Source organism: Aquabacterium sp. NJ1 (assembly GCF_000768065.1).
In the GTDB taxonomy this organism is placed as follows: domain Bacteria; phylum Pseudomonadota; class Gammaproteobacteria; order Burkholderiales; family Burkholderiaceae_C; genus Aquabacterium.
Map to the genome: position 1 here is coordinate 3,764,959 of NZ_JRKM01000001.1, position 24,841 is coordinate 3,789,799.

A 24,841-nucleotide genomic window follows, 5' to 3' on the forward strand; every position below is an offset into this window, starting at 1 on the left:
GCTTGTGAGGTGTCAGACCAGTCTCCCGATCTTGTTTTGACTTGCTATGACGCTTTCCAGTGCCTGGAGAACGTCCAGCCTAGCGGGAACGATGCCTTTCCCTCCGAGGCTGATGACCGGGCCGGAGCCCTTGAGTCCCGCCAATCCAGGCTCATGGTCGCAGTAGATGCCCACAACAGGCCGCCCATGTGCGGCGGCCAAGTGGCTCATGCCGGTGTCCAATCCAACTACGGCTTGCGCCTTGGACAACGTGTCGGCGACTTGCGCAACGGTCAGGAAAGGTGGAACGACTGCGCCTATCTTTTCAGCCAGGCGTTGAGCAAGGCTGAGTTCATCGGGGCTGCCCCACATGATGGCGACTTGCCAGCCATGCGATCTCATTCGTGTCCCGATCGCGACCCAGTCATCCTCAGGCCAGAGTTTTTCCGGTCGACTTGCGCACGGGATCAGGACCCCGAATGGTGCGTGAGGGCTGGGGGTCCATCCATCTGGCTTGGCGCGCAGGCCGAAGTCGGGGGGGGTGTTTGGCGCGGTGTACCCCAGTACTTGTGCCGCTAGACGCCTGCATCGGTCAACGGCATGTAGCTCGAGGGAAATGGACGCGCGACGTCGATAAAACAGGGATGCAAGGGGCTCACGAATGCTGTGGAAATCATATCCAGCAACGGGGCCACGAGCGAAGCAGGCGAATAGGGCACTCTTGAGTAGCCCTTGCATGTCAATGATCAAGTCGTATGGCTCGCGAGCCATCTCCATACGCCAGGTGCGGATCGCTGCTCGGGTCTCGGGAGATCGTAGAGACTTACGCCATTTGCGCCACTGCAATGGGATCACCCGATTAACAGCTCGATGCTGCAAAGGGATCGAGGCGAAGCTCTTCTCTACAACCCAATCGACCTGGGCGTCAGGCAGCGCATTTGCTATGTCACTGATGGCCGGCATGGCGTGCACCACATCGCCCATGGAGCTGGTCTTGACAATAAGGATGCGCATCAACTCTTGCGCTGGGCTGCTTGTTCTGCGACCAGGGCTGGATTGAAGCGAGCGTCGTTGTACATTTTGAACTGGCGATAGACCTTAAAATATGCGCGTCCATGCAACGAGTCTGACAACAACGCATCTAGGCAGCTAGCTAGATCGTTGCGTTGCTCAATCAGCTTGTCGACTTTGACCTTGCTGCTGCTGCGATGGGCTGCATCCACGTCAGTTCGTTCCACTTGTAGGCGCATGGCGTGAATCTTCAGCGCCATGATGGACATACGGTCAATGATGCTGCCTGCTGTTTCGCTATTCAGCCGCGCGTGGGGTGGGGCTTTGGATACTGGGGCGTCCGTATGCGCAGAGGCCGCGTCTACCAAGTGTAGCTCTGTCAGCAGGATCTCATCCACGCGCTCAGTAGCGTCATTGCGCGCTTGGTTGTATTTGTCGATAGCTCGCTTATTGGCCGCAATTTCACTGTCGCTAACCGTTGTTCTGCGTGCCAGGTCTTCCTCTGCCCAAAGTTTGCTATTGAAGTGATGGTTGGTCCCAATCCAAAACATGAGTCTGTGCAGCATCACCTCGGAGTCCGCAGCGGGGTCCGGGGCGGCGACAGGCGGAGCGTCCGCGCGCGCCAAGGACGCGTCGTGGTAGGAAATAATGGGCTGACTTAAAGGGTGCGGCAGAGGCATGGGATCGTGCTTTCTAAGATCGCAGACGCGCGCAAAGTCGAGAATTATCTGATGACTAGCGCGGTGTAGGCGAAACCGATGCTGTGGTGTCAGGCTGTTGCGTTGCCCAAGCATTCTTGTCGCTCTGAACATGAGCGCTGTTTCAAGAGGAGCGGCGATGGCGCAATGATACATTGCGACTTTTCGTTCGTAAAATCGGTGCACCGGAATGGTGAAATGGGAACAAGCCTGCGTGTGGATTGTCCGTGAAGGGGGGGCGCTGTCGTGGCGCATGAACGGCCAATGCTATGAGGTGATGTGGTGAGGGTATTAGTCAGCGGCGCATTCGATGCGTCGGTTTGGCGAAATCCACTTTTCCCGTCAATCGCTGAGGCGATGGCTGGGTTGGGTCACGACGTTCGTCGCCTGGATGTTTCGTTTCAAGATCGTCCAACGCATTGCCAGAAAGTGATGGAACGATCATTGACTGTGCCGCTTCGACTGCTTGGGGGGCGCAAGAGTTGGATCAAGCCCCACTTGCCTTGGGCGGCTGTTTACCAGCAAGAACGTGCTTTGCTCGACGCTGTGCAAGAGACGCGACCGGATGTCTTGCTTGTGATGAGTTACGTGCGGTACAGGCCGCAGGTGTTGGCTCGATGCCGTAAGTTGGGTGTGAAGCGGCTCGTTGGATGGTTCATCGAGGGGCCAGAGCACGACTTTCGGGCAGAGTCTGAGGCGCCGCTCTATGACCGATATTTCTGCATACACCGCCACTTGGCGCCAGATTCATTGGCGCGTATTTCTTGGCTGCCAACATTGCTGTTGGATACCAGACATTTTTTTCCGCTTCCTGGCGTGGTCAAGCGGAACAAGGTTGTATTTGTGGGAGGAAAGACGGCCAGGAGGGTGCGATTTCTGAGTGCTTTGATCGATCTGCCACTTGAAATTTGGGGGCCGGGAGGGTGGGGTGATGTGCCTGAACTTGCGGGGGCCTTTCGAGGGGAGTTCATCTGGGGCGAACGACTTAACCAGCTTTATAACGAAGCGGCGTTGGTGGTTAATCTTTCAACTTGGGAGCCCTCATTGGGGGGGCTGACTCAGCGTGTGATGGACGTCCCAGCCACGGGAACCTTGCTGATGACGGATGCATGCGAAGATTTGTTGGATTTCTTTAAACCCGGGGTGGAGGTTATTACTTTCTCTTCACCGCAGGAGTTGGCTGACCAATGTAGGTATTTTCTGGCTCACCCCGGGGCACGGGACGCAATAGCTCGGGCCGGATTGCGCCGGGCTCACCGTGGCGCGACTGGTCTTGATATAGCGAGACAACTGTTGTCGTAAAGTTCGGATTCAACATGAATGAATTTTTGCAAGATCGTGCACCGTTGCTGTCGCTGCTATTGATCACATACAACCAGCAGGATACTGTTCGAGATGCATTGGCTGCCGCCTTGTCTCAAACCTATCAGCCGCTCGAAATCGTGGTTTCCGATGATGCATCGACAGATGGGTCCTTTGAAATCATGCGTCGTCTGTTGTCGGACTATGATGGCCCGCACAAAGTGATTCTGCATCGTAACGAGACCAACCAAGGTATTGGAGCGAATATCAGCACTGCGGTGAAACTATCATCCGGTGAGTTGTTGGTGATTGCTGCTGGGGACGATGTATCCGTGCCGCAAAGGTGTCAACGGATGGCAGAAGTGTGGTTGGCCAGTGGATGCAAGCTGGACCTGATCGCGTCCAATTTGGCTGATATGGATGTAGATGGCTCCTTGCTTGGTGTCATGGCACCCTCAGATCTGAGTGCTTACCGGTCGCCCTCGGATTGGCTTGCAGGTCGCCCCTACGTGATAGGTGCGGCTCAATGCTGGACGCGGCGTTTGTTTGATCATTTTGGCCCTTTGCCGAGGGGAGTGGTGGCCGAGGACTTGATCATGGTGTTTCGGGCGATATGCTTAGGGGGAGGCGCTTCTGTCCCTGAGCCATTGGTGAAATATCGGCGAGGCGGCTTATCTCGCAGAGTCAGAAGCTATTCCGCGCAAGACACCATCCGCCGACTGCTATCGAACAATCGGCATGCACTGGTGGAGGTAGATCTCCTCAAGCGTGACGCACAGAAGGCAGGTTGCGCCCCTCTGATGCGCGCTTGGCTGGATGCTGAATGGGCTTTGGCTGTTTATATTCGGGATCTGTTTGGTGCCTCTGGGCGTTTATCTAAAGTAGGCATAGCTTTGCGAGCCGGTGGGGTCCCCTATCTCAAGCGCTTGCGGCTGCTCGCTTATGCCGCTGTCCCTGAGTTGCTTGCGCCGTGGTTTTGGCTTAAGCGAATGAGTGCGGGTAAATCCAGGTAGAGGCGACTCTGATTCAAGTGCGCGAATAAGAGATCACGGTATTTTTATCAGGGCGTCAAACGTGAAAGAGGACTTTGCATCACGTTGCTCACAACGGCTTTTGCGCAGTAATGTGATATCGGTCACCGTCGTCTGTCAAAGATTTGATGTGCACGGTGCGGCCAGCGAGGTAATTTAGCCAAATGTTGCTGGCCAAACCAGTAACGTTTTGACTGGGGCGCCAATTGTATTTGTCCTCAAGGCGATAGGCCCAACTGCGTACGATGTCTTTTGGATGGGTGTCGTAGATGAAGCGTACATTCGTGAAGCCGCGGGCCTCCAGCAGCGCTTTGCAGGTATGTGGTGGTAGTAGCATGATGTGCCTTGGGCAGTCCAGACCGAACCAGTTTTCGCGGTACTTGCGAGCACTGTTTCCCATTGGGTTCGGTGTTGCGATGTGCAGAAACCCTCCCGGCTTGAGTGCGGAGAAAATGTGACTAAGGGTGTCGATTGGGTCGTAGAGGTGCTCAATCACATGATTCATGCGAAAGAACCCCACCTGATTGCTTCCAAGTGTTTGCCAAGTCGCGGTGGACACGGGGAGCGCCTGGAAGCCCTTCGCTTGAACTTCAGCAAGGGCATTTGGCGAGAAGTCAATCCCGATGGCGTGGCATCCCATCTTGCGTGCTTTAACCAAGTATGTGCCGGAGCCGCAGCCAAAATCCGCCATGGTGCCCGCATTGCTGAGCTTGGAGTCGATGGTCGCCAGCTCACTCTCAAGCTCGGCATTCAGCGTCCGGCGGCGCATGTCACGGTCCATCCATCGGAGGACGGGTTTGGTCAGAAATCGAAGAGGATTTTTGATGCCTGACTGGCTTTGTTTGGCCAGGTGTGGGCTGTAGTCCTGCGGGTAATAGTCAGCGATTTGATCTGCGTGGGGTCTCGGGGACTGGAAGACTACGTCGCAATTCAGGCAATGCTGGTATTCAAAACTGTGTTCGCTTACGTGGTGAAGTCGATCGCGACCAGTTGTCCAGTGCTCTATTTTGGTCGACTGGCAGAGAGGGCAGCGATCGAGTCGCTCCAGTTTTGATTGATCTTGTTTCATGTCGTCAATGTGGGATATTCGCTGCCGCCAGTACAGTAGAAAGCATGCTTGAAAAGGTCAGATTGTTGCGTTGCTCATTGCTTAGCGAAACAGTCCAGTTATTTTGGTGGAGTGTGTTCATGAACAGCGGGATGACCAGAGACATGGATTCTCCAATGTAAAAATGGACTCCCCTTGAGATTGCAATGCGCGCATCCAGATGCGGACATGTTTGTTCAATGAAGTCACCGCGAGGGCGAGTGCCTCGCTTCTCTGGAGCTGGGTGAGAAATGATAATAGGTTGCAGCCCTGCCTGTATGAGTTTTTCTGCGGTTCGGGCGATGTCAAGGCCTGGAGACTCAATGAGGACGTGCGCGTTGATCGGAAATGGCTCGACTTCGGAGGTCGCCTGCGTGAGAGCCAGCAAGTGTCCGACTTGACAAGTGTCTAGGCGGTCCAGCCATGTGGGTAGAGCGCTGTATTCCTTGAACGTGTAGTAGCGGGTGCGGGCAGGGATTTGATCGGAAATGAGATTTCTGGGGTTATGCCTCAGGGTGTCTAGTCCGTCGTCAATGAAGGCAACGCTGCGAGCTCGCGCAACAGCCTTGGTAAGCCTGCTCGAGTGAAGGCGCGTATGAGGCACGAATGCCCGTTGAACAAGTCGCATGGCGCCTAATGCGTAAGCAATCTGACTACTTCGCTTTGCGAGCGGCAAGTGCCACGCTTTGAAGGTCGGGCTGCGGTGGCAGCGGACAGGATCATAGATCACCAGAACGTGTTGTAACCGCTCTTTGACTGCGACACGCTCGGCTATGTGATAACTGATCGGATTAAGGCAGACAAAGAGGTGCAGCATGTCTGGCGTATTGGCTCATGCGCCCATGCCGGATTGGCTGCGTGCGTGATATTCATACCAAAGGGGCGATGAATCGGCGTTCTGGTAGTCCCTGAAGCAGGGTGTTCCCAGTGTGTAATGCAATAACTTGGCGTGCTGGTTTTCGGGATACTCGGTCACAAGCCAGTTCCACTCCAGAGGTAGATCTCCAATTTGGTGGTCTTCGAGCCATGAAAACCGATGTAGAAACGCGCCCGTCTGTTCCATCAAAAAGCCTGGCGTGAGGATTCTGTGACTTGGGTGCTCGCAGTTCCATAGCACCAGACTTGACCAGTTCTTGCGCGGGTAGTTTTGATTCTTGTTGCCCAAATATTTTTGCGTGGCTTTGGTCTGGTAATCGTGTTTTGCTACCAAGACTGCTTTTTCAGGGTCACGCAGGGCCCAGAGTTTGGCGATGTCCTCGCGACAGATCATGTCACCATCAGCAAAGATGGCCCAACCTTGAAAGCCACACAGATATGGCGTGAGGAAGCGAGAATAGATGAAAGCATTGCTGCCATCAGAATGTGTCTCGATGTACTCGGGCAGCGTCTTCAAGGCGAGTGGGGAGAAGCTCACTGGCTGGCTGGCGTTTTCCAGAACGCTCTGACAGAACGTGTGATAGGCGACGGATTCTCGACTGTCATAGCCTACAAAAATTCGAACGTGTTCCATGCCTTAACCTCAATTTGGAAGCAAAAAATCATGCCATTGGCGCGCGATGACGCCGACGGCACAGCGTTGTTCAATAATCCTCTTGGCTGCCGAGATCGTCTTCTGTCGTAGGGCAACATCATGCATCATGCGCGCCAGTCCGTGATGCCAGTCTGTTTCGATGTTTTCTGCGAAGAGTTCTGAGTAGGACGGGATCGGCGATGCGGTCACGGCCAGGTCGTTCAAGAACGACGTGACGGCGCGATTCGGGGATTTGCAGGAAGTGAATGGATTCAGTCCAACTGGGATGACCGAGATGTCATGCAGACGCGCCAATTCGGCCGTGATGCCGGGGGACCATGCGACATAGATGGATGGGAATCTCCATGCCTTTTGCAGTCGCTTGAATTTGTCTTTGTTATTGCTGACGACCGTCAGGCTCAGGGCCCGTTGTGAGTGGTGTTGTCCAAGCGCCTCGGCGATGAGGTTGATGTCAGACATGCCCCCTTCGACACCGTCCGATCCGTGGTTGCCAAACCAAATCAACCGTCGACCCGGTGGAACCTGATGGCGTATTTGGAGGTGAACCTGGACTTTGAGTAAATCGATGGCGCTTCGCCATGTTCTTGGCTCTGCACGGATGGCGTCCTCGTCTACGGCATCTCCGATCACCACAATTTTGTTTGCTTCTGCTGGCATCTTGTCGCAAAGATAGCTAGCCAAAGTGGGCGTTGACGCAACTATGGCATCTGCGTATCGCATCGCTTCGGAAAGATCCCTGCAACGTTGGAGCAACTTAGGGTCGTGTCCAATCACATGAAAGTGGTTGTCGCACAGGTCCAGTATCAGTCGGGTCCCACTCTTGTCGCGTAGGGTGCGTGCATGGGCAATTGAGGTCGCGTCATAGCGTTTTGAGAGTACTAGACAATCCGGCGGCGATTCGGATACGTTATATAAGGTTGCATTGATGCCCAGTGCTTGTAATGCAGGAAGGAGTTGCAGGCATCGAATGCGTGTACTTGCGACTCGTCTGTCAGGCATATGGGGCCAGAAGGCGACTTTCATACGTTCATGGCTCAGGCTGGCTGACTGCTTGTGGTAATCACAAGTGCTCGATGCGTTTGCATTATTTGTTTGCACCGATCACTGGTAGTTTGTGGGGTGCAGTTCGCTCGTCCAGCCATAGCTTGAGGTAACGATAGTAGGAATTTTGTGCGTCCATGGTGGCTAAAACAAATCCCAGCTTTCCATCCATGAATCCACACTTGAAAAAGTACGATCGAAAGAAGCTCCATAAGCCATGGCCGATGGCCTTGCCCAATCCGCCCTGCTTACCTTGTCGGCGCTGGTCTTTTGCTCTGCCGGTGGTGTAGCGGTTCATCTTGTCCACACCGTCATGGATGCTGATGATACTGTTGTGAAGTAGTTGACCTTGCAGTCGACCGGGTTGACTATCGAATATCAGCCGCTCGTGCACCAAGTCCTCTGAGAAATGAGCGGAACCTCTGCGGAAGAGCCGTACCCCGATGTCTGGAGACCAGCTTCCATGGCGCATCCATTGCCCGCAAAAGGCGGATAGGCGATGGATTTCGTATACGAAGGGCGCCTTGATGTTATCCGGACTGCGAAGCAGTTGCTTGATGGCGTCGGTCAACTCAGCGTCAAGCCATTCATCGGCGTCGATGCACAGGATCCATTGGCCTGTGGCTGCGTCCAGGCCGCGCTGCTTTTGTGGCCCAAAGCCTGGCCAGTCCTTCGTTTCGATGACTTTGGCGCCCGCGTGGCGAGCTAGATCCACCGTGCCGTCTGTGCTGCCGGAGTCAACCACGATCAGTTCGTCAGCAAAGGCGACTGATGCGAGGCAAGTAGGCAGGCGTTGAGCTTCGTTCTTGGTGATGATCACCACCGATAGGCGCACTGTTGTCATGTGGGTCAATTCTCTGTCAGCACGGCCTCAATCAATGCGCGCGCGGAATGCTCGGCGCGTACGTCGGCTGCGGCGGCGCATGCGCGTTGCGCGAAACCGGCGTGGTCGTCCATGATGGTTTGAATGGCCTGCAGCAGCCCGCTGGGTGACAGGTCGGACGTGGCTATGCCAGCTTTGTATTTTCCTGCAAGCCGAGCCATCCAGGTGCCATCCGTCACCACGACCGGTGAGCCCGCCTGTAGGGCATCCAGGGTGACGCCACTGACGCGGTCCTGAAAGCTGGCAGCACGATAGGGTTGGATAACAATGGCGCCTTGGAACTGGGCGCGATAGGTTTCCCGGTCCATCGCCTTATCGTTCAGTTGCAGGCCTTTGTAGTTGCAGCTTTGAAGCTTCGCCAGAGCCTCGGTCAACTCGAGGTCCTTGTCGTGACCGTGTTCCAGCGAGGTTTGAACGATGATGGGCCAGGACAAACGGCGCTTTGCCATTTCTTCGACCAGATCGACAATGTGGCCGAATCCTTTGTCCATCCTGGCTGAGCCGGGCACCAGTAGGTGTCGAAACTCACTGGCGCAGGCTTCATGCCGGGCGTCGTGGTCGGCCGAGTCGAGTGGGTAGGGCACCACTTGGGTCTTGAAGCCGCATGCCGAGAAGAAGTCGGCCACACTGGCTGTCGGGGCGAGAATCCTGAGCTCCGGTTGGCGTCGGGCGATGGTGGAGTACAGCCGTGCCTTACCTGGTTTGATATTGAGCCAGTGGACAAACAGGCACACCTTGTGGGCTGGAATGCGCCCGATGCCGCAACTGCGGGCAGCCCAGTCCAGGCTGACCAAATCGGCGCTGCCTGCGGTTGAAACGAGAATCCGGCCGGGCTCGCGCAGCAGACGCCTGTATAAGCCCAGGGCCTGCAAACGGCGCCAACGACGCACAAAATGGGCTTGCACTTGACCTGGCGCGGCCCAGGCAATCTCGGCCATTTTGCGACCGCCCCATATTCGGATGTCCTGGCAGCCAGTATGTAGCGCGGCCTCACTCAAGGCTCGGACCAAGCTCATGCAGTGACCCGCGTCGCTGTTGAGCGTGGGCTCCACGATGTGCAAGGGGGTTGAGACTACGCGTGTCATATCGCACGTCCTGATCGCTGTGCGCGTAACTGGTCTACGTGGCCAAGGAGTGCTTGCAGGTGCGCATCAACAGTCGGGTCATAGCGCAAGCCTTTGAGTGGGTCGGCAACTTGCAGTGTGCCGGTGCGCCAGCGTGACAACACTTGCTGGATGGCGTCTTGCAAGCTGGCTTGCTGTGAGTCGGATGCATCAATCTTGAACGGTATGACCGCATCGCCTTGCAGTACCTCCATGCAACCCATGCCTTCGGCACCTACGAGTGGGGTGCCACACAACACGGTCTCCACGCCGACGAGCCCGAACGGTTCGTAACGAGAGGCCATCACCGTGCAATCCACCGCGCGATATACGCCTTCAATGTCATTGCGGTAGCCGAGGTAGCGAAGGTTGGGGGCTTGCATGTCAACAGGTCTGCCAGCGACAACTAGCAAGACGGGCAGGTCGCTGTGCCCCAGCGCCTTGACCAGCAGATCCAGGCCTTTGCGGGCATGCCCGGTTGAGGCTAGCAGGAAGACGCATCGATCCGGCGGCAGCCCAAGTTGCTCCCGCAGGGCTTGCTTACGTTGCTGAGATACCGGATGAAAGCGTTGCGTGTCCACGGGTGGGTACAGCACGTTCACTTTGTCGGGGGCAATGCCGTAGAACTGCTTGACTTGTCTGGCCATCAGTTCGGAGTGGGCAATCACGATGGATGCTTGGCCGAGGTGTTTGGCTTCCAGTGAAATGGCCAGCTTGTCTTTCCAGGATGGGGCTTGATCAATCGCAGCAAGGTAGCCGGGATGTGTGCCGCCACAGATGGCAATGTCAGCTGCAGACGTTTGGCTCAGTGCGATCAAGGGAAACCATTGGTGGCGGGCCTTAAGGCGCCGCAAGCGAAGGTCGAACCAACGGTCGCGCAAAGCGCCGCCGAGCCCCCAGGTGTGGATATGGATGGGGTTCACCCAGGCATACTCGGGAATGGTTTTGTCGAACTTGTGGGCGATCACCGTCGGTCGCGTGCCGCGAGCGTGAAGGCTGTCCACCAGCGTCAGAAGGTAGCGCTCGATGCCGCCTGAGTGGCGCAGCCCGTGGTTTGACAGAACCAGAGAGGTGTCACTCATGATCCGCGTGCCTCGCGGGTGCTCGACTTGGCCATTGGGGCAGGGGAAAGGGCCATCTGTGCGTCATTCTTGTCGCATGATGTAGGCCGTTGTTGAATGGACCCGAGATTGTGCTTGAATTTTCTTCGCAAAACGCGTTGCTGCCTCAGCGAGGCCAGGGAGAGGGTGCCGGGACGCAGGTTAGGCGCTTGCGGGTCATTCACTTTGTCACGGGCGGGTTTTCCGGCGCGACACAGGTCGCGGTTGATCTGGTGCGCGCATGCGGTGCCGATCCCGAATGGGAGGCGGTGTTGGTGTTGCGGCGCAAGTCGCAGACAGAGATGGCTCGTGTCCAGCAACTGCGCGATGAGGGGTTGACCGTTGAGTTGGTGCCTGGGTGGGCCCATGTCGCAACGATTCAGGGATTGATCAGGGTTTGCGAAGCGTTTCGGCCCGATGTGTTGGTGGCCCACGGTTTCAGTGAGCACCTGTGGGGGCGTTACGCTGGCTTGTTGGCCAAGGTTCCGGTGTTGGTTCATGTTGAACATAATTCGCGTGAGCGCTATTCGGCCTGGCGGCTTGCTCAGGCGCGCTGGCTGGCCAAGCGCACTGCTTTGATCGTGGGGTGCTCTGAGGGCGTCAGGTCCAGTTTGCTGGCGCTGGGCTTTGATCAGCAGCGCACGGTGGCGATTCCCAATGGCATCCGCTTGGCGCCTTTTGCTGACGCTGTGCAGCGCCCTTTTGCGGCTCGCGTACCTGGCATCGTGATGTCTGCGCGGTTTGCGCGCCAGAAAGATCACGCCACCTTGATCAGGGCTGTCGCCTTACTCAAGGAGCGGGGGCTTGCGCCGCCTGTGAGCCTTGCGGGTGGTGGCAAGCAGCGTGATCGCGATGCCGCAGAACGTTTGGCCTCGTCGCTGGGGCTTGGTGATCAGGTGCGCTTTCTGGGACATTGTCCTACCGTGCCTGATCTGCTGATGAGTCATCAGATTTACGTGCTGGCCACGCATTTCGAGGGCATGCCGCTAGCCTTGGTCGAGGCTATGGCGGCGGGGTGTGCGGTGGTTGGGAGTGCCGTGGTGGGGGTGCGGGAGTTGCTGCGCGATGGCGTGGATGGTCGCCTGGTGCCTGAGGCTGACCCAGTGGCCTTGGCCAACGTGCTGGAGGATTTGCTGAGGCATCCAGAGCGGGCTGCGCAATTGGCTCAGAGTGCGCGAGAGCGGGCGAATGTTGAGTTTGGCGTTGACGTCATGGCTCGGCGCTATGCCGAGCACATTCGCTCAGCTTGGAAGCAGGCGCAAGGCGGTGTTGTGCACCGTTGATGCGGATGGCCATTGAGGCCACTCACGTACAACGGTGACGTTCGTTCCCCAAGGTGCCCAATGTTCAGGGTCCGTCGGGCCGAGGATACTGATCAAGGGCGTGCCGACAGCGGCTGCCAGATGGCCGGGGCCCGTGTCGTTGGCTAGAGTCAGGCTGGTGCGTGCCAGGATGGCGGCGTATACATCCAGGGGAACGCCGGGCAGGATGGTGGCTTGCTGGCCGAATTGTTCTGCCTCTGCCTCTTCTCCGGGACCGGGGCAGATAACGATTGGCAGTTCTTTGCTCAAGCTTTGGGTGAGCTCCTTGAAGTAGGGCCACTTCTTGTCGAACTTGTACATCATGCCGGTGGCAAAAGGCACCACGCATGCAAATGGCTTCCCGTCAAGCTGATGCTGAGCAAGTAGCGCTAGGGCTTTGTCTTGTGCACTCTGGCTGAGCTTGAAGCCGATGTTTGCAGGTGGCGGAACCTCATGTCGTCCCGTCAGTTCACAGGCGAGGTGCCAGAAGGTTATCAGGACATGCTTGTCCTGCAGGCGCTCTAGCCTTTTGCTGAGCAGCAGGCTTCGGCCATCCTTGCTGTAGCCGCAGACCTTATGGCCTGACAAGCGCAATTCCAATGCGCTGGAAAACGAATTTGGGAAGCTCAATGCATTGATGCGGCGATCGAAGGTCGGATCAAGGTGCAGGCTTTGCAGACGGATGGCGCGCAAATCCTTGAGTCGATCGCGCAGTGCATTGTCCTGGCGTCTGGTGAAGTGCCAGTTATACCCTGAGAGCAGGATTCGCGCCCAGCCTTTGCCGTACAGGTTCAGATTGAAACCATGTTGCTCAAGCAATTCAAGGGCGGGCAACGCCATCACGACATCGCCAATCCAATTGCATAGGCGAACCGTCAGAGGGTGCGGCGCTGAGTGCAGAGGAGCTTGGGGGGGATTGCTTGGCATGAGTTCGTGCTCGGTGCTGCCGGCTTAGATGTGGAAAGGCCCCGCGAGCCAGAAGCTTGCGGGGCCTTTGAATTTTTGGTGGCCTGGGGCGGAATCGAACCACCGACACGCGGATTTTCAATCCGCTGCTCTACCAACTGAGCTACCAGGCCATCTCTTCTGCGTCAAACTGCGTTGCAGTCATCAGCGAAGACTCTCAGTATACATCAATTTACGGCCGCTTTTTTGCTGCGACCCAAATCAACACCCAGTTGTTTGAGTTTGCGATACAGATGGGTGCGCTCCAGGCCGGTCTTCTCGGCCACGCGGGTCATGCTGCCGCCTTCACGAGCCAGGTGGAACTCGAAGTAGGCGCGTTCGAAGTCATCGCGGGCTTCACGCAGGGGGCGGTCCAGCTCGAAGCTTTGTTCGTGCGAGGGGCCGCTGGGCACATGGCCGTTCAGGGCCGGTGCCGTCTGCACAGCGCTGTAGGCCACCGGGCTGGTGTGGTGGTGGGCATCGCCGCCAACGAGTTCGCTGCGAACGGGCGAGACCACGTTGTTGATACCGGCGTACGACGAGGCCGCCGTGATGGGCGTGACCGTGGCCAGATGCACTTGAGGTGCGGGCGTGGCGGCACGAGGGGCAGGCTTGGTCAGGCCCTGTTCAACCGCACGCAGCAGCTTCTGCATGGTGATGGGCTTTTCCAGGAAGGACTGTGCGCCGAACTTGGTGGCCTCAACGGCCGTGTCGATGGTGCCGTGCCCCGACATCATGATCACGGGCATGGTCAGTTGCCCGCTGGCAGACCACTCTTTGAGCAAGGTGACGCCATCCACATCGGGCATCCAGATGTCGAGCAAGACCAGATCGGGCTTGCACTGTTCACGCAGGATGCGCGCTTTGGCGGCGCTTTCAGCGACTTCGACGGAGTGTCCTTCGTCGCTCAGGATTTCTGACAGCAGGGCACGGATGCCCAGTTCGTCGTCAACAACAAGAATGGTGGCCATGAATTTGTTTGACCCCTTAGATGGGAACTATGCCTAGTGTGACCCAGCTTGGGTGGTTTTAGATGACAGCTTTGAAAATGATAACGAAACTTGAGCCCCTCTCACAGTATGGCCCTGTGAGGGATACCCTAGTTCCGAGCCGTTTTTGGGTATCGAATCGTTGCTGTCACCGAGATTGCGCAGCCTGACCAGTGCGCCGTGTTCTTCGGCGATCTTCTTGACGACCGCCAAACCAAGCCCGGTGCCTTTGGCTTTGGTGGTCAGATAAGGCTCGAATGCGCGCTTGAGGATCTTGTCCGGGAAGCCTGGCCCGTTGTCTCGCACGAGCAGACGCACCGCGCGGATGCTGCCGTCTTCCTTGCGCGGTGCATCGGTGCGGATCAGCACGCGCGGGGGCTCGTCAGGCGAGGGGTGTTCGTTGATGGCATCGAGCGCGTTTTGCACCAGGTTGTGCACGACCTGCCGCAGCAAGGTGGCGTCGCCCAGGATCTCGGGCAGGCCTTCGCCGAGCTCAACCTGCAGCGTGCCGTGTTCCAGTGCGTGGCCATACAGGGCCATCACGTCGTGCACCAGCTCGTTGAGGTCGATGGGCACCAGCTTGGCCGTGGGCAGGCGCGCGAAGTCGCGGAACTCGTTGATCAGGGTCTTGAGCGCCTGCACCTGCGTGACGATGGTGTTGACCGATCTCACGAGCAGTTGGCGCGCGCTGGGGTCCTCGAGCTTGTCTTCCAGCTTCATCTGCATGCGCTCGGCCGACAGCTGGATGGGGGTGAGCGGGTTCTTGATTTCGTGCGCAACGCGTCGGGCCACTTCGCTCCAGGCTTCGGCGCGCTGTGCGGACACGATCTCGGTGAGGTCATCGAACACGATGAGGCGTTCGTTGGGGGGCAGCTCGGCGCCGCGCACCAGCAGGGTCAGCGGTTCGGGGATGGAGGGCAGGCTGAGCTCGTAGGACTCCTGCCATTGCTGGCGCTCACCGGGTGTCGGGTCGGTGGCATACAGCTCGAAGCGCTGGCGGATGTTTTCAGCAAAGGGCTCCAGGCCGGCGACGTCGGACAGGTAGCGGCCTTTGTAGACGGACAGGGGCAGGCGCAGGATGCGGGTGGCGCCGGGGTTGACCATGTCGATGCGGCCCGTCGAGTCGAACACGATCACGCCGGCCGTGAGGTTGTCCAGGATGGTCTGCAAGTGGGCGCGGGCACTGTCGAGTTCCTGCACGCTGCGGTCAACCAGGGTGCGGGCGTCGGCCAGTTGCTGCGTCATGGCGGCGAATGAGCGCGTCAGGCCGCCGAGTTCATCGGTGGAGGTGAAGATGGCTTTGGGGCGCAGGTCGCCACGGGCCACTTCGCCCACGCCTTCAGCCAGCAGCAGCAGTGGGCGCGCGAGTTGCTGGCCGAGGATGGCGGCCAGCAGGAAGGCGCCGAACACCGCGAGGATGAGTGCCAGCGTGAGCGTGCCGATGTACATGCGCTTGAGCCCCACGCGGCCCAGCGAGCGTTGCTGGTATTCGCGGTAGGCGGTCTGCACGTCCAGCGCATTGCGCACCAGCTCGGGCTGCAGCTTCTGCGTGACCATCAGGTAGCGCCCGCGGGCCAGCAGGCTGAAGCTGTGGTCGGGCATCCAGGCCAGGGCCACGACACGGGCCACGCTGGGCGGTGGGCCCTCGCGGGGGCGCTCGGCCTTGTCCTCGGTGCGGTCATCCAGGCCTTCGACGAGGGCCATCACGCCTTTGCTGCGGGCTTCCTGGCGCCAGCTGGCGGGCAGGCGCTCGGCAGCCAGGATGCGGGTGCCGTCACCGCCCGCGGTCATCTCGACCTGGCCGCTATCGCTCAGTACCGTGACCATCTGGGCGCCCAGTTGTTCGCGCAGGCGCTCCAGTTCCAGCACGCCCGTGGCCGGTGCCGGGCCCACCAGGCCGGCGGTGGGCTGCGGCGCACTCATGCGCTCTGCGGCCAGCCGGGTCTTGTTGGCCAGGTCGGTGGTGAGGTTATCCAGCGTGCTGCGGCCGAGGTTGAGGCCGGCCTCCAGCGCGCCTTCAACCCGCACGTCGAACCAGGTCTCGATGCTGCGCGAGACGAACTGGTAGGACACGGTGTAGATCAGCAAGCCCGGCAGCAGGCCGACCAGGCCGAAGATGCCCGCGAGCTTGAGCAGCAGCTTGCTGCCGAACTTGCGGGCGCGCAGGCGCAGGGCCAGCCGCGCCACCGCGATCAGGATGACGAGGATGAGGATGGCGGCCAGCGCCACGTTGGCCCACAGGAGCCATTGGTAGTGGGGTTCGTAGCGCTCGCTGTTCTGCGTGGCGAAGACCAGCAGGAAGGACATGATCAGGCCGGCCCCGCCAATGGCGGCCGTGGCCACGATCCAGGCCCAGCGGTTGGCTTTGATGGTGCTCATGCCGGTGCCGTGGCCGTGGGCTTAACGCGCAGGGCCGACGGCCACGCGGCGGCGCACGTCCATGTTCCAGGTCGACAGCCCCCCCAGGCCGATCTGCAGCGGGCGTGGCAATTCATCGGTGTCCAGTCGGAAGCGGAAGTCCACGTAGTGGTCCTGGTCGCTGGAGGCGGGAATGGGGTCGGCGATGCGCCAGCTGTCGGTGCTGCGCAGGGCGTTGAGCGCATCCGGCAGCGTGGTGTAGTGGCGGCTGAGGCCTTCGAGGCTGAGGCGCCAGCGGCGGGTCAGGGGCTGGTAGGCCAGGCGCCAGCGCCGCGTGGCGGAGCCCAGCAGTTCGTCCGTCCAGTACCAGCGCGTACGAAAGACCTCGGCTTCGGCCACGAAGACCACGCCCACGCCCTTGATCATGGCTTGTTCGAGGTCGCGGGGCAGATCAAAGCGGGCGCTGTAGCTCAGCAGCAGGCCTTCGTCACTGCGCTGGACCGTGAGTTTGTCCAGTTCAAGGCTGCGGTGCCCAGGGGTGTCGGCGTGCGCGAGCCGCCCTGCCGGCGCCAGTGTGGCAGCGAGCAAGGCTGAGGCACTGCGGGTGAGCAGTTCTCGGCGGCGCATCAAGGACATCACGCACCTTGGGTTGTTTTGGACAGCAGGGCGTAGAAAAAGCCATCGCCACGGTTGTGCCGGGCGGGGTCAAGGTATTCGACCACAGGGAGCAGGTGGCCGGGCGAGGGCAGGGCCCGGGCGTCCGGGTTGCGTTGCAAAAACGCGTCGATGCGGTCCTGCCCCTCTGTTTTGAAGACGGAACAGGTGCAGTACAGCAGGTGGCCGCCTGGTTTGAGCAAGGGCCACAGCGCCTGGAGGATGGCGTCCTGGGTTTTGGCCAGGGCGGTGATGTCGGATTCGCGGCGCAGCCAGCGCACGTCCGGGTGGCGGCGCACGATGCCGGAGGCGCTGCAGGGCGCGTCCAGCAAGATGGCGTCGAAGGGCTTGCCGTCCCACCAGGCGGCGGGCTGGCTGGCGTCGGCGGCCAGCGTGGTGGCTTTCAGGCCCAGGCGTTGCAGGGTCTCGTTGACGCGGCTCAGGCGCTGCGGGTCGGCATCCAGCGCGGTGACGTCCAGGTCGGCCAGCTCGAGCAGGTGGGCGGTCTTGCCGCCGGGGGCGGCGCAGGCATCCAGCACGCGGGCGCCGGCGGGCAGGGGCTGGCCACTGGCGTGGATCAGCAGCGGGGCGGCGATCTGGGCGGCGCTGTCCTGCACGGAAACGTCGCCTTGCTCGAAGCCGGGCAGTTTGCCGACGGGCACGCCGTGCGGCAGGGCGATGGGGGCGGGTTGGTTGGTGGGGGGCTGCTCGGCAGGCAAGGCGGATTCAGGCAGCAGGCCGGCCTCGACCAGGCGTTGGCGGTAGGCGGCCACCGTGCCATGGCGCTGGTTGGCGCGCAGGGTCATCGGGGGCTGTTCCTGGTTGGCCATGAGGATGGCCTGCCAGTGTTCGGGCCAGTCTTTCTTGAGCCGGGTGATCCACCAGGCGGGGTGGTTGAAGCTGGCGACCGGGTCTTGTTCGATGGCGGCCAGCAGCTCGGCGCGCTCACGCAGGAAGCGGCGCAGCACGGCGTTGACCAGGCCGCTGGCGGGCTTGGCGCGGCGCTTGGCGGCCTCCACCGCCTGGTCGACCAGGGTGTGTTCGTTGTATTCGCTGCCGCAGGCCAGGGCCAGGGCGCTCAGCAGCAGGGCGTCTACCCAGGGCTGGGGTGCTTTGGGCACCAGTTTGTGGCGCAGGGCTTGGGCCATGCCCAGGCGCCGCAACACGGCGAAGGACAGGGCCTGCACCCCCGGGCGCTCTTGCGGGCGGCGCTCGGCCAGGACGTCGGTCAGGGAGTGGCCCTGGCGCACGGCGGCCACGGCATCGGCACAGCCGGACAGCAGTTGCCACAGGGGCAGGCTGCCGGGCGGGCTGTTCGATGCGGGATCTGAAGGCGATGAAGAAGGGCGGGCTGGACGACTCATGGCGCGCAGTCTATGCGTTGCCGTGGTCGCCAGCCCGCCCTTGAGCGTTCGGGACGCTGGAAAAACGTGAAATCAAGCGCCCGATACAGCCTGGGCTCAGGCCCCGAGGAAGTGGCGGCGGTAGCGCGCCGGCAGGTCTTCAATGCGCATGAGCATGGGCAGGTCGGCCGTGTTGAAGTCGGGGTCCCAGGCGGGGGCGCCCAGGATCTTGGCGCCGCAGCGCAGGTAGCCCTTGATCAGCGCGGGCGGCTCGACTTGCAGGTGGCGGTCCAGCTCTTCGACCGGCAGGGGCAGGCGCGGGCGCACTTGCAGGTCGATCGGGGCCAGGTGGGTCTGGCGCAGCTGTTCCCACAGGCTGGCGGCCACGTGGCCACCATCGCGCATGCTGATGCTGGCGCAGCCGATCATGGTGTCCAGCTCATTGCGGACCATGAACTCGGCCAGGGCACCCCACAACGCCATGATGGCGCCGCCGTTGCGGTGATCCGGGTGCACGCAGGAGCGGCCCAGTTCCACCATCTTGCCGCGCAGGGGGCGCAGGCGGGTCAGGTCGAACTCGGTTTCGCTGTAGAGGCCGCCCACGCGCTTGGCGGCGTCGGGCGTCATCACGCGGTAGGTGCCGATGACCTCGCCGGGCTCGCCGTTGTCGGAACTCAGGCGTACCAGCAGGTGCTCGCAGTAGCTGTCGAACAGGTCGATGTCGTGGCCTTCGGGGCTGCCGGGTGGCACGCTCAGGCGGGCGCCCATTTCGCCGGCGAAGATGTCGTACCTCAGGCGTTGCGCTGCGCGAACATCTTCTTCAGTGCGAGCCCAAACGATTTCCAGGGCTTGCCGCTGCTTGGGGTGGCTGACTTGTTGAGGCTCTGAGCTCGGGTGAAGTGACCTCCGGGCGGCACGGGACTCGGCCGAAAGCGAGGACAGGTCTGCCATGGGCAGGGTGGGCAGGGGCAGGTCACGCATTGTCATCTCCAGTCGTTTCACTCCGTGGACATGAGTTCGCAGTGTTGGCTGGTGCGGTGACGCTGCCGTGAACTTGTCATGACAGTTGCATGACGCGCGGTTTGGGTGCAGTGCACCATTTGATCCGCGTTAATCCTCATGACAAATCCTGAAACACGGCTCATGCCTGCGCTGCTAGGATTGGGTGTATGAGCATCCAGATTTTCGGCTTGCCGGTCTCCCGGGGCGTGGCCATTGGCCGCGCTGTGCTGGTGGCATCCAGCCGGGTGGACGTGCCCCACGTTTTCATCGATCAATCCCTGATCGACGAGGAGGTGGCGCGCCTGATGAAAGCGCGCGACGTGGTGGCCGACGAGTTCGACAACCTCAAGCGCGACCTGCCTGCCGATGCGCCAGCCGAACTGGCTGCGCTGCTGGATGTGCACCAGATGCTGCTGCAGGACGAGGCCCTGATGGGCGCGGCGGCAGACTGGATCCGCCAGCGGCACTACAACGCCGAATGGGCGGTGTCAGCCCAGCTGGAGGTGCTGGCGCGCCAGTTCGATGAGATGGAGGACCCCTACATCCGCGAACGCAAGGCCGACCTGGAGCAGGTGGTTGAGCGCCTGCTGCGCAGTCTGAGCCGCGGTGAACCTTCTGCGGTGCCGGATGCCAGCCGTGCCAATGCGCAGGATTTTGGCGGTGACGAGCCGCTGGTGCTGGTGGCCAATGACATCGCGCCAGCCGACATGCTGTCGTTCAAGCGGAGCGTGTTCAAGGGCTTCGTGACCGATGTGGGCGGCAAGACCTCGCACACGGCCATCGTGGCCCGCAGCATGGACATCCCCGCCGTGGTGGGCGCCCGCCAGGCGAGCAACCTGATCCGTCAGGACGACTGCATCATCATCGATGGCGACGCCGGCCTGGTGATCGTGGACCCATCCCCCATCGTGCTGGAGGAGTACCGCTTCCGCCAGCGCCAGAGCGAGCTGGAGCGCAGCCGCCTGGCCCGCTTGCGCCACACGCCAGCGGTGACGCTGGACGGCGAGCGCGTGGAGCTGCTGGCCAACATCGAGATGCCGGAAGACGGCCCCGGCGCCCTGGAAGCGGGCTCGGTGGGCGTGGGCCTGTTCCGCAGCGAGTTCCTGTTCATGAACCGCGGCAGTGACCTGCCGGACGAGGAAGAGCAGTACGACGCGTATCGCCGTGCGGTCGAGGCCATGAAAGGCCTGCCGGTGGTGATCCGCACGGTGGACATCGGCGCGGACAAGCCCCTGGAGGGCATGTCGGCCAGCGAGCTGCGGCATGAGTCCGTGCTGAACCCGGCACTGGGGCTGCGCGCCATCCGCTGGAGCCTGGCAGAGCCCAGCATGTTCCGCCGGCAGTTGCGGGCCTTGTTCCGCGCGGCCGCCCACGGGCCGGTCAAGATCATGATCCCGATGCTGGCCAGCCAGCGCGAGATCCACCAGACGCTGGACAACATCACGCATGCCAAGCGCCAGTTGGCCGAATCAGGCAAGCCTTGTGGTGAGGTCGAGCTGGGCGCCATGATCGAGGTGCCGGCGGCGGCCCTGACCCTGCCGGTGTTCCTGCGCTATTTCGATTTCGTGTCGATCGGCACGAATGACCTGATCCAGTACACGCTGGCCATTGACCGCTCGGATGAGGCGGTTGCCCATCTGTACGACCCCTGGCACCCGGCCGTGCTGCAGTTGATCCAGTCCACCATCACGCAGGCGCGTGCGGCGGGCAAGGGGGTGAGCGTGTGCGGCGAAATGGCAGGTGACCCGGCCTTCACCGAGTTGCTGCTGGCCATGGGGCTGCGCAGCTTCTCGATGCACCCTTCGCAGATCGCGTCGGTCAAGCAGCGTGTGCTGCGGGCTGATACGCGCCGCCTGGCGCCGCTGGTGGCGGGCGTGCTGCAAAGCGAAGACCCCGAGACGGCCTGTGCCGAGCTGTTCCACGTCGGGGCGAGCACCCACGGCCAGCCGGTGCAGCTGCGGGCCTGATCTGTTGGGGTGCAGGCGGGTCAAAAACCGGCTTCACGCCGGATGACGGCCGCCGCGTGCCGCAGGTAGCGCCAGGCGGGCATGGACCAGCGGCCATGGAAGACGACCTTGCCACGCCAGTTGTGCTGCTGCGCCGTCGCATCTGCTGAGCGAACCCTGAGGGTCACCAGATAGACCGGGCGCTCGGGGTGCAGCTGGGCGTTTTTCTCTCGCACCACCACGCCGCCGCCGAAGAGGTTGGCCAGTTCCGGTTCGGGCAGCGTGCGGCTGGCGTCGGCTTCAATGCGGATCACCTCCAGCGGCACATCGGGCCCGGCTGGGTCGTCGGCATAAAAGTGCGCCGTGTCACCTGAGCGAATGAGCGGCAGCTCATCCTCGTCGACATAAGCCACCACGGTCTGGGGCTGGTCGGCGACCAGGCGTGCCAGCACTTCATCGTGGCTGAGCCAGTCGCCGGGGCGAAGGTCGGGCGGGACGTCACGCAGCACGCCATCAAAAGCGGCCGTGGGTGCATAGCGCTGGGCATCGGCCTGCAGGGCCATCAGATCGGCCTCGGCGGTGCGCAGTTGCTCTTGCAAGACCTGCCAGCGGGCTCGCTGATCAGCGTCGAAGGCACTGGCCGAGGCTTGCCAGCGCAGTTGCTGGACGCGGGCTTGTGCGGCCGCCATGCGGCTGGTGAGCTCGGGCGAGGCCAACTGAATGAGCGGGGTGCCGGCGCGCACGTGCTGCCCTTCGGCAATGGGCATGCCGATCACCTGTGCATGGGCGGGTGCATACACCACGTATTGACTGGCCGGGCGCATCAGCGCGCTGGCCGAGGGCCGTGTGGGCCAGGGCAGCAGCAGGCAGCTGATGAGCGCGGCCAGCAGGCTGACACGGCGCCAGGCCCGAGCTTGATGTTGCCAGACCGGCCAGGCCTTGCGCCACAGCGCCAGTTCGCGCCAGATGGGCCGCAGGATGAACCAGCCCATTTCCACCGCGAACAGCAGGATGCCCACGGCCTTGATGAAGAAGGTGTAGACCAGGGCCGCAATGCCCAGGAAGACGACCAGGCGGTACAGCCAGGTGGCATAGGCAAACAGGATCAGGCCTGTGCGGCGGGGTGGGGGGAAGGACTCTGGTGCGGGCTGCCCCAGCCCCAGCAGCCTTTCGCGCAGGTCCCAGCGTGCCAGTGCAAAGGCGCGATCATGCAGATTGGGCATGCCCAGCCAGTCGGACAGCAGGAAGTAGCCGTCAAAGCGCATGAAGGGGCTGGCATTGATCAGCAGGGTGGACAGCAGCGTCGTGGTCGACAGCATGAAGGCCAGGGACTGGGGCGTGCCCGGTGGCAGCAGGGCCCAGGCCAGCGTGGCCCAGGCTGCCACGGCCATTTCGGTGAGCACGCCGGCAGCGCCCACGGCCAGCCTGTCCTGGCGGCGCGTGAGCTTCCAGACCTCGTTGGTGTCGGTATAGGCCACGGGCCACATCACGAGGAAGGCCAGGCCCATGCTGGGCACCTTGCAGCCCAGGCGCTTGGCCGTGAAGGCATGCCCCAGTTCGTGCAGCACCTTGACCGCCGCGATGCTCAGGCCATAGCCCACGAGGCCGGGCCAGCTGAGCTTGTCCACCAAGGTGCCGGTGAAGGTGTCCCACTGGCGGTAGATCTCCAGCAGCCCCCATGACAAGGCCAGCAAGGTCAGCCACAGGAAAGTGCGTGTGTAGAAGAGGTCGAGCCGGGGCGCCCATCGGTTCAGCCAGCGGTCCGGCTTCACCAGCGGGATGCGAAAGAACAGGTAGTGGTGCAGCAACTGTGTCAGCAGGCTGCCATGGCGCGCGTGGTGGGCGGCGGCCATGTGGGTGGCCTGGCCGGGCCCGGCCTGGAGCAGTTCGTTGGCCCGAAAGAAGGCCACGATGTCATCGACATCGTCAGAGGCCAGTTGAAGTGGTGTCTGCGCGCTGACCATGTCGGCGATGGCCGATGCAGAGCCATCGCGCCAGCGTTGCAGGACTTCGAAGGTGGGCCAGTCGATCTGGAAGAAGAGGTTGCGAACCGGGTCGTGGAGCGTGTGGCTGGGCTGGCCATCGGCCAGGACTGGGCCAGGCAACAGCGCGAGCTCTTCTCGCAAGGGGGGCAGGGTGGCGTAGTGCATGGCGGGCGCGGCTCACCAGCCCAAAGTCTGGCGCACGGTGGCCAGCGGGCGGCGGATGACCCAGTAGGCCAGGGGCACGCTGTCGCCACTGATCTTGGCCGTGCCCTTGAGACCGACACGCTGGTCGGTCGAGCCGAGCAGACGTGCCCGTACGCGGTAGGCGTATTGCCCATCGGGCCGCAACACGGCGTCGTGCCCGATGTAGCGCAGTTGCGCGCTGATGGGCGCCAGCGGGCTGGCGGCCAGGTAGAGCTCGACATGGGCCTGCGTGGTCAGCGGGATGGCGTCGCCAATGGGCAGCCAGGCCTCCACCTCGACATCGTGCGGAGCGGCAATGCGCATGATCTTCTCGCCGGTCTGCACCGGCTTGCCGGCCCATTCGCTGGGGTCGTCGAACATGACCACGCCATCTTGCGGGGCGCTCACCGTTGTGCGCTGGAACTGGTCCTGCAGGTAGCCGGCCTCGGCACGCTTTTCTTCGATGCGGCCCAGCAGGGGCGAGAGCTGGGTCTTGGAGCGGTTGTCGGACACCGCCTGCTGAGCGAATTGCCGGTACTCGGCTTCGGCGGTGGCCAGCGACTGCACTGCCACCTCATGGCGAGCGGCCAGCGCGGCCTGGTCGAAGCTGAACAGGGGCTGGCCAGCCTTGACCAGTTGGTTGGGTTGCACATGGAATTGCGCCACGATGCCGTCGATCGGCGCCCGCACCATGGCAGGGTGGGCCGGAACCAGCTCGCCCGGTGCCAGCACGGAGAGCTTGACGGGCAGGCACATCACGGCGAGCAGCACGGTGGCCACGATGGCCCGGCGGCGCCAGCGGCCCTTGCCTGCCTGGGCCGGGGAGGCCAGCCGGGCCCACCAACGCCAGGGCGAGCCTTGACGGCGGGCTACCCAGGCGTGGTGCCAGGCGGCCATCCATTCGCCCACCCAGGCCTGCGCATCAGGTGCCCAGGGTTGCTCGGCGGCCAGCAGCAAGCCGCCGACCTCGGTGGCCGGTGCCCCCGCGTGGGCTGGCAATGGGATCCACAGGCCAAAAGTGGGCAGCCACTCCGACCAGGCTGATGCCAGCTCATCGGGCAAGTCATCGGCGCAGACAGGCGCCGCGGCAGGCACGGTATCACCGAGGTGGCGGCAAACCTGCAGCAGCCATTGGGCGTAAGGTGCATTGGCATCAGGCTCGACCACACCTGAGAGGGCCACGATGCCATCGGCCCGCATCCACAAGGCGGCCTGCCGGTAGGCGTGCAAGGCGTGCGTGTCGTTGACCGCGAGGAAGGCCAGCTCGGCCTCGCTACCGGCCGCCCGGGCGCGTCTGGACAGCGTCAGGATCTGCAGCAGCGGATCAATGTCGGCAATGGCGGATGGGGTGACAACAGCGTTCATCGAA

Annotated in this window: 21 protein-coding genes and 1 tRNA gene; 4 read left to right on the forward strand and 18 right to left on the reverse strand. The window is 61.6% G+C overall.

Annotation, left to right across the window (positions count from 1 at the left end; all coding sequences use genetic code 11):
* Positions 1 to 12: 12 nt before the first annotated feature.
* Both waaC and JY96_RS16150 read right to left on the reverse strand, forming a co-directional pair.
* The gene (waaC, locus tag JY96_RS16145) at positions 13 to 993 is read right to left on the reverse strand and encodes a lipopolysaccharide heptosyltransferase I (RefSeq protein ID WP_035039014.1); all 981 of its coding nucleotides are present in this window, start codon (positions 991 to 993) and stop codon (positions 13 to 15) included.
* Positions 993 to 1,943, reverse strand: a complete 951-nt coding sequence (locus JY96_RS16150; RefSeq protein WP_235333954.1) for a DUF4254 domain-containing protein — start codon at positions 1,941 to 1,943, stop codon at positions 993 to 995. Before JY96_RS16150 ends, waaC begins: the two co-directional genes overlap by 1 nt.
* Before the next feature lie 27 nt (positions 1,944 to 1,970).
* Here JY96_RS16150 and JY96_RS16155 point away from each other — a divergent pair, with 27 nt between their 5' ends.
* A complete protein-coding gene (locus JY96_RS16155; RefSeq protein WP_152606543.1) occupies positions 1,971 to 2,990 on the forward strand; it encodes a glycosyltransferase in 1,020 nt (339 codons plus the stop codon).
* Positions 2,991 to 3,004: 14 nt separating this feature from the next.
* Positions 3,005 to 4,003, forward strand: coding sequence for a glycosyltransferase (locus JY96_RS22935; RefSeq protein WP_081961331.1), 999 nt, complete (start codon positions 3,005 to 3,007; stop codon positions 4,001 to 4,003).
* A gap of 88 nt (positions 4,004 to 4,091) precedes the next feature.
* Here JY96_RS22935 and JY96_RS16160 read toward each other — a convergent pair whose 3' ends face one another.
* The 7 genes from JY96_RS16160 to JY96_RS16195 form a co-directional block, all read right to left on the reverse strand.
* Positions 4,092 to 5,090, reverse strand: a complete 999-nt coding sequence (locus JY96_RS16160; RefSeq protein WP_081961332.1) for a class I SAM-dependent methyltransferase — start codon at positions 5,088 to 5,090, stop codon at positions 4,092 to 4,094.
* A 4-nt stretch (positions 5,091 to 5,094) separates the two neighbouring features.
* Positions 5,095 to 5,925 (reverse strand): hypothetical protein, encoded by an 831-nt coding sequence (locus JY96_RS23325; RefSeq protein WP_152606544.1) that lies wholly within the window; start codon positions 5,923 to 5,925, stop codon positions 5,095 to 5,097.
* Positions 5,926 to 5,940: 15 nt separating this feature from the next.
* Positions 5,941 to 6,618, reverse strand: coding sequence for a hypothetical protein (locus JY96_RS16175; RefSeq protein WP_035039025.1), 678 nt, complete (start codon positions 6,616 to 6,618; stop codon positions 5,941 to 5,943).
* A 9-nt stretch (positions 6,619 to 6,627) separates the two neighbouring features.
* Positions 6,628 to 7,662, reverse strand: a complete 1,035-nt coding sequence (locus JY96_RS23330; protein WP_152606545.1) for a hypothetical protein — start codon at positions 7,660 to 7,662, stop codon at positions 6,628 to 6,630.
* Between the two features lie 61 nt (positions 7,663 to 7,723).
* Positions 7,724 to 8,524, reverse strand: a complete 801-nt coding sequence (locus JY96_RS16185) for a glycosyltransferase family 2 protein (protein WP_035039029.1) — start codon at positions 8,522 to 8,524, stop codon at positions 7,724 to 7,726.
* Between the two features lie 5 nt (positions 8,525 to 8,529).
* Entirely contained in the window at positions 8,530 to 9,501 is a 972-nt protein-coding gene (locus tag JY96_RS16190) for a glycosyltransferase (RefSeq protein ID WP_152606546.1), read from the reverse strand.
* A gap of 143 nt (positions 9,502 to 9,644) precedes the next feature.
* Complete coding sequence (locus JY96_RS16195; protein ID WP_035039033.1) at positions 9,645 to 10,748, reverse strand: glycosyltransferase family 4 protein; 1,104 nt, start codon at positions 10,746 to 10,748, stop codon at positions 9,645 to 9,647.
* Positions 10,749 to 10,936: 188 nt separating this feature from the next.
* Between JY96_RS16195 and JY96_RS16200 the strand changes: the two genes are divergently transcribed.
* Positions 10,937 to 12,049, forward strand: coding sequence for a glycosyltransferase (locus tag JY96_RS16200; RefSeq protein WP_081961658.1), 1,113 nt, complete (start codon positions 10,937 to 10,939; stop codon positions 12,047 to 12,049).
* Here the strand turns inward: JY96_RS16200 and JY96_RS16205 are convergent.
* The 7 genes from JY96_RS16205 to JY96_RS16235 all read right to left on the reverse strand — a co-directional run bounded on the left by JY96_RS16205 (position 12,008) and on the right by JY96_RS16235 (position 19,337).
* Positions 12,008 to 12,907 (reverse strand): glycosyltransferase family 9 protein, encoded by a 900-nt coding sequence (locus tag JY96_RS16205; RefSeq protein WP_035039036.1) that lies wholly within the window; start codon positions 12,905 to 12,907, stop codon positions 12,008 to 12,010. The genes JY96_RS16200 and JY96_RS16205 overlap by 42 nt on opposite strands.
* 163 nt (positions 12,908 to 13,070) lie before the next feature.
* Positions 13,071 to 13,146: transfer RNA gene (locus tag JY96_RS16210), tRNA-Phe, on the reverse strand.
* Positions 13,147 to 13,200: 54 nt separating this feature from the next.
* Positions 13,201 to 13,983, reverse strand: coding sequence for a response regulator (locus tag JY96_RS16215; protein ID WP_035039038.1), 783 nt, complete (start codon positions 13,981 to 13,983; stop codon positions 13,201 to 13,203).
* A 33-nt stretch (positions 13,984 to 14,016) separates the two neighbouring features.
* The gene (locus JY96_RS16220) at positions 14,017 to 16,380 is read right to left on the reverse strand and encodes a PAS domain-containing sensor histidine kinase (protein WP_035039041.1); all 2,364 of its coding nucleotides are present in this window, start codon (positions 16,378 to 16,380) and stop codon (positions 14,017 to 14,019) included.
* A 21-nt stretch (positions 16,381 to 16,401) separates the two neighbouring features.
* On the reverse strand, positions 16,402 to 16,995 hold the full coding sequence (locus JY96_RS16225) for a DUF4390 domain-containing protein (RefSeq protein ID WP_052162626.1): 594 nt from the start codon (positions 16,993 to 16,995) through the stop codon (positions 16,402 to 16,404).
* Positions 16,995 to 18,377, reverse strand: coding sequence for a 16S rRNA (cytosine(967)-C(5))-methyltransferase RsmB (rsmB, locus tag JY96_RS16230; protein ID WP_052162627.1), 1,383 nt, complete (start codon positions 18,375 to 18,377; stop codon positions 16,995 to 16,997). The genes JY96_RS16225 and rsmB overlap by 1 nt, the downstream gene beginning before the upstream one ends.
* A gap of 96 nt (positions 18,378 to 18,473) precedes the next feature.
* Positions 18,474 to 19,337 carry a GNAT family N-acetyltransferase gene (locus JY96_RS16235; protein ID WP_035039043.1) on the reverse strand — a complete coding sequence of 288 codons (864 nt, stop codon included), beginning with the start codon at positions 19,335 to 19,337 and terminating at the stop codon, positions 18,474 to 18,476.
* Positions 19,338 to 19,525: 188 nt separating this feature from the next.
* Between JY96_RS16235 and ptsP the strand changes: the two genes are divergently transcribed.
* Positions 19,526 to 21,325: a phosphoenolpyruvate--protein phosphotransferase gene (gene ptsP / locus JY96_RS16240; protein ID WP_035039046.1), complete on the forward strand. Its 1,800-nt coding sequence runs from the start codon at positions 19,526 to 19,528 to the stop codon at positions 21,323 to 21,325.
* 20 nt (positions 21,326 to 21,345) lie between these two features.
* Here ptsP and JY96_RS16245 read toward each other — a convergent pair whose 3' ends face one another.
* Both JY96_RS16245 and JY96_RS16250 read right to left on the reverse strand, forming a co-directional pair.
* Positions 21,346 to 23,454 carry an HlyD family efflux transporter periplasmic adaptor subunit gene (locus tag JY96_RS16245; protein ID WP_081961334.1) on the reverse strand — a complete coding sequence of 703 codons (2,109 nt, stop codon included), beginning with the start codon at positions 23,452 to 23,454 and terminating at the stop codon, positions 21,346 to 21,348.
* A gap of 12 nt (positions 23,455 to 23,466) precedes the next feature.
* Entirely contained in the window at positions 23,467 to 24,837 is a 1,371-nt protein-coding gene (locus JY96_RS16250; RefSeq protein ID WP_052162628.1) for an efflux RND transporter periplasmic adaptor subunit, read from the reverse strand.
* Between the last annotated feature and the right edge of the window lie 4 nt (positions 24,838 to 24,841).

Excerpts from the sequence above, each read along its gene's own strand:
- waaC (WP_035039014.1), bottom strand. The coding sequence starts at position 993 with ATGCGCATCCTTATTGTCAAGACCAGCTCCATGGGCGATGTGGTGCAC.
- JY96_RS16150 (WP_235333954.1), bottom strand. The coding sequence starts at position 1,943 with ATGCGCCACGACAGCGCCCCCCCTTCACGGACAATCCACACGCAGGCT.
- JY96_RS22935 (WP_081961331.1), top strand. The coding sequence starts at position 3,005 with ATGAATGAATTTTTGCAAGATCGTGCACCGTTGCTGTCGCTGCTATTG.
- JY96_RS16160 (WP_081961332.1), bottom strand. The coding sequence starts at position 5,090 with ATGAAACAAGATCAATCAAAACTGGAGCGACTCGATCGCTGCCCTCTC.
- JY96_RS23325 (WP_152606544.1), bottom strand. The coding sequence starts at position 5,925 with ATGCTGCACCTCTTTGTCTGCCTTAATCCGATCAGTTATCACATAGCC.
- JY96_RS16175 (WP_035039025.1), bottom strand. The coding sequence starts at position 6,618 with ATGGAACACGTTCGAATTTTTGTAGGCTATGACAGTCGAGAATCCGTC.
- JY96_RS23330 (WP_152606545.1), bottom strand. The coding sequence starts at position 7,662 with ATGAAAGTCGCCTTCTGGCCCCATATGCCTGACAGACGAGTCGCAAGT.
- JY96_RS16185 (WP_035039029.1), bottom strand. The coding sequence starts at position 8,524 with ATGACAACAGTGCGCCTATCGGTGGTGATCATCACCAAGAACGAAGCT.
- JY96_RS16190 (WP_152606546.1), bottom strand. The coding sequence starts at position 9,501 with ATGGCCGAGATTGCCTGGGCCGCGCCAGGTCAAGTGCAAGCCCATTTT.
- JY96_RS16195 (WP_035039033.1), bottom strand. The coding sequence starts at position 10,748 with ATGAGTGACACCTCTCTGGTTCTGTCAAACCACGGGCTGCGCCACTCA.
- JY96_RS16205 (WP_035039036.1), bottom strand. The coding sequence starts at position 12,907 with ATGGCGTTGCCCGCCCTTGAATTGCTTGAGCAACATGGTTTCAATCTG.
- JY96_RS16215 (WP_035039038.1), bottom strand. The coding sequence starts at position 13,983 with ATGGCCACCATTCTTGTTGTTGACGACGAACTGGGCATCCGTGCCCTG.
- JY96_RS16220 (WP_035039041.1), bottom strand. The coding sequence starts at position 16,380 with ATGAGCACCATCAAAGCCAACCGCTGGGCCTGGATCGTGGCCACGGCC.
- JY96_RS16225 (WP_052162626.1), bottom strand. The coding sequence starts at position 16,995 with ATGTCCTTGATGCGCCGCCGAGAACTGCTCACCCGCAGTGCCTCAGCC.
- rsmB (WP_052162627.1), bottom strand. The coding sequence starts at position 18,377 with ATGAGTCGTCCAGCCCGCCCTTCTTCATCGCCTTCAGATCCCGCATCG.
- JY96_RS16235 (WP_035039043.1), bottom strand. The coding sequence starts at position 19,337 with ATGCGTGACCTGCCCCTGCCCACCCTGCCCATGGCAGACCTGTCCTCG.
- ptsP (WP_035039046.1), top strand. The coding sequence starts at position 19,526 with ATGAGCATCCAGATTTTCGGCTTGCCGGTCTCCCGGGGCGTGGCCATT.
- JY96_RS16245 (WP_081961334.1), bottom strand. The coding sequence starts at position 23,454 with ATGCACTACGCCACCCTGCCCCCCTTGCGAGAAGAGCTCGCGCTGTTG.
- JY96_RS16250 (WP_052162628.1), bottom strand. The coding sequence starts at position 24,837 with ATGAACGCTGTTGTCACCCCATCCGCCATTGCCGACATTGATCCGCTG.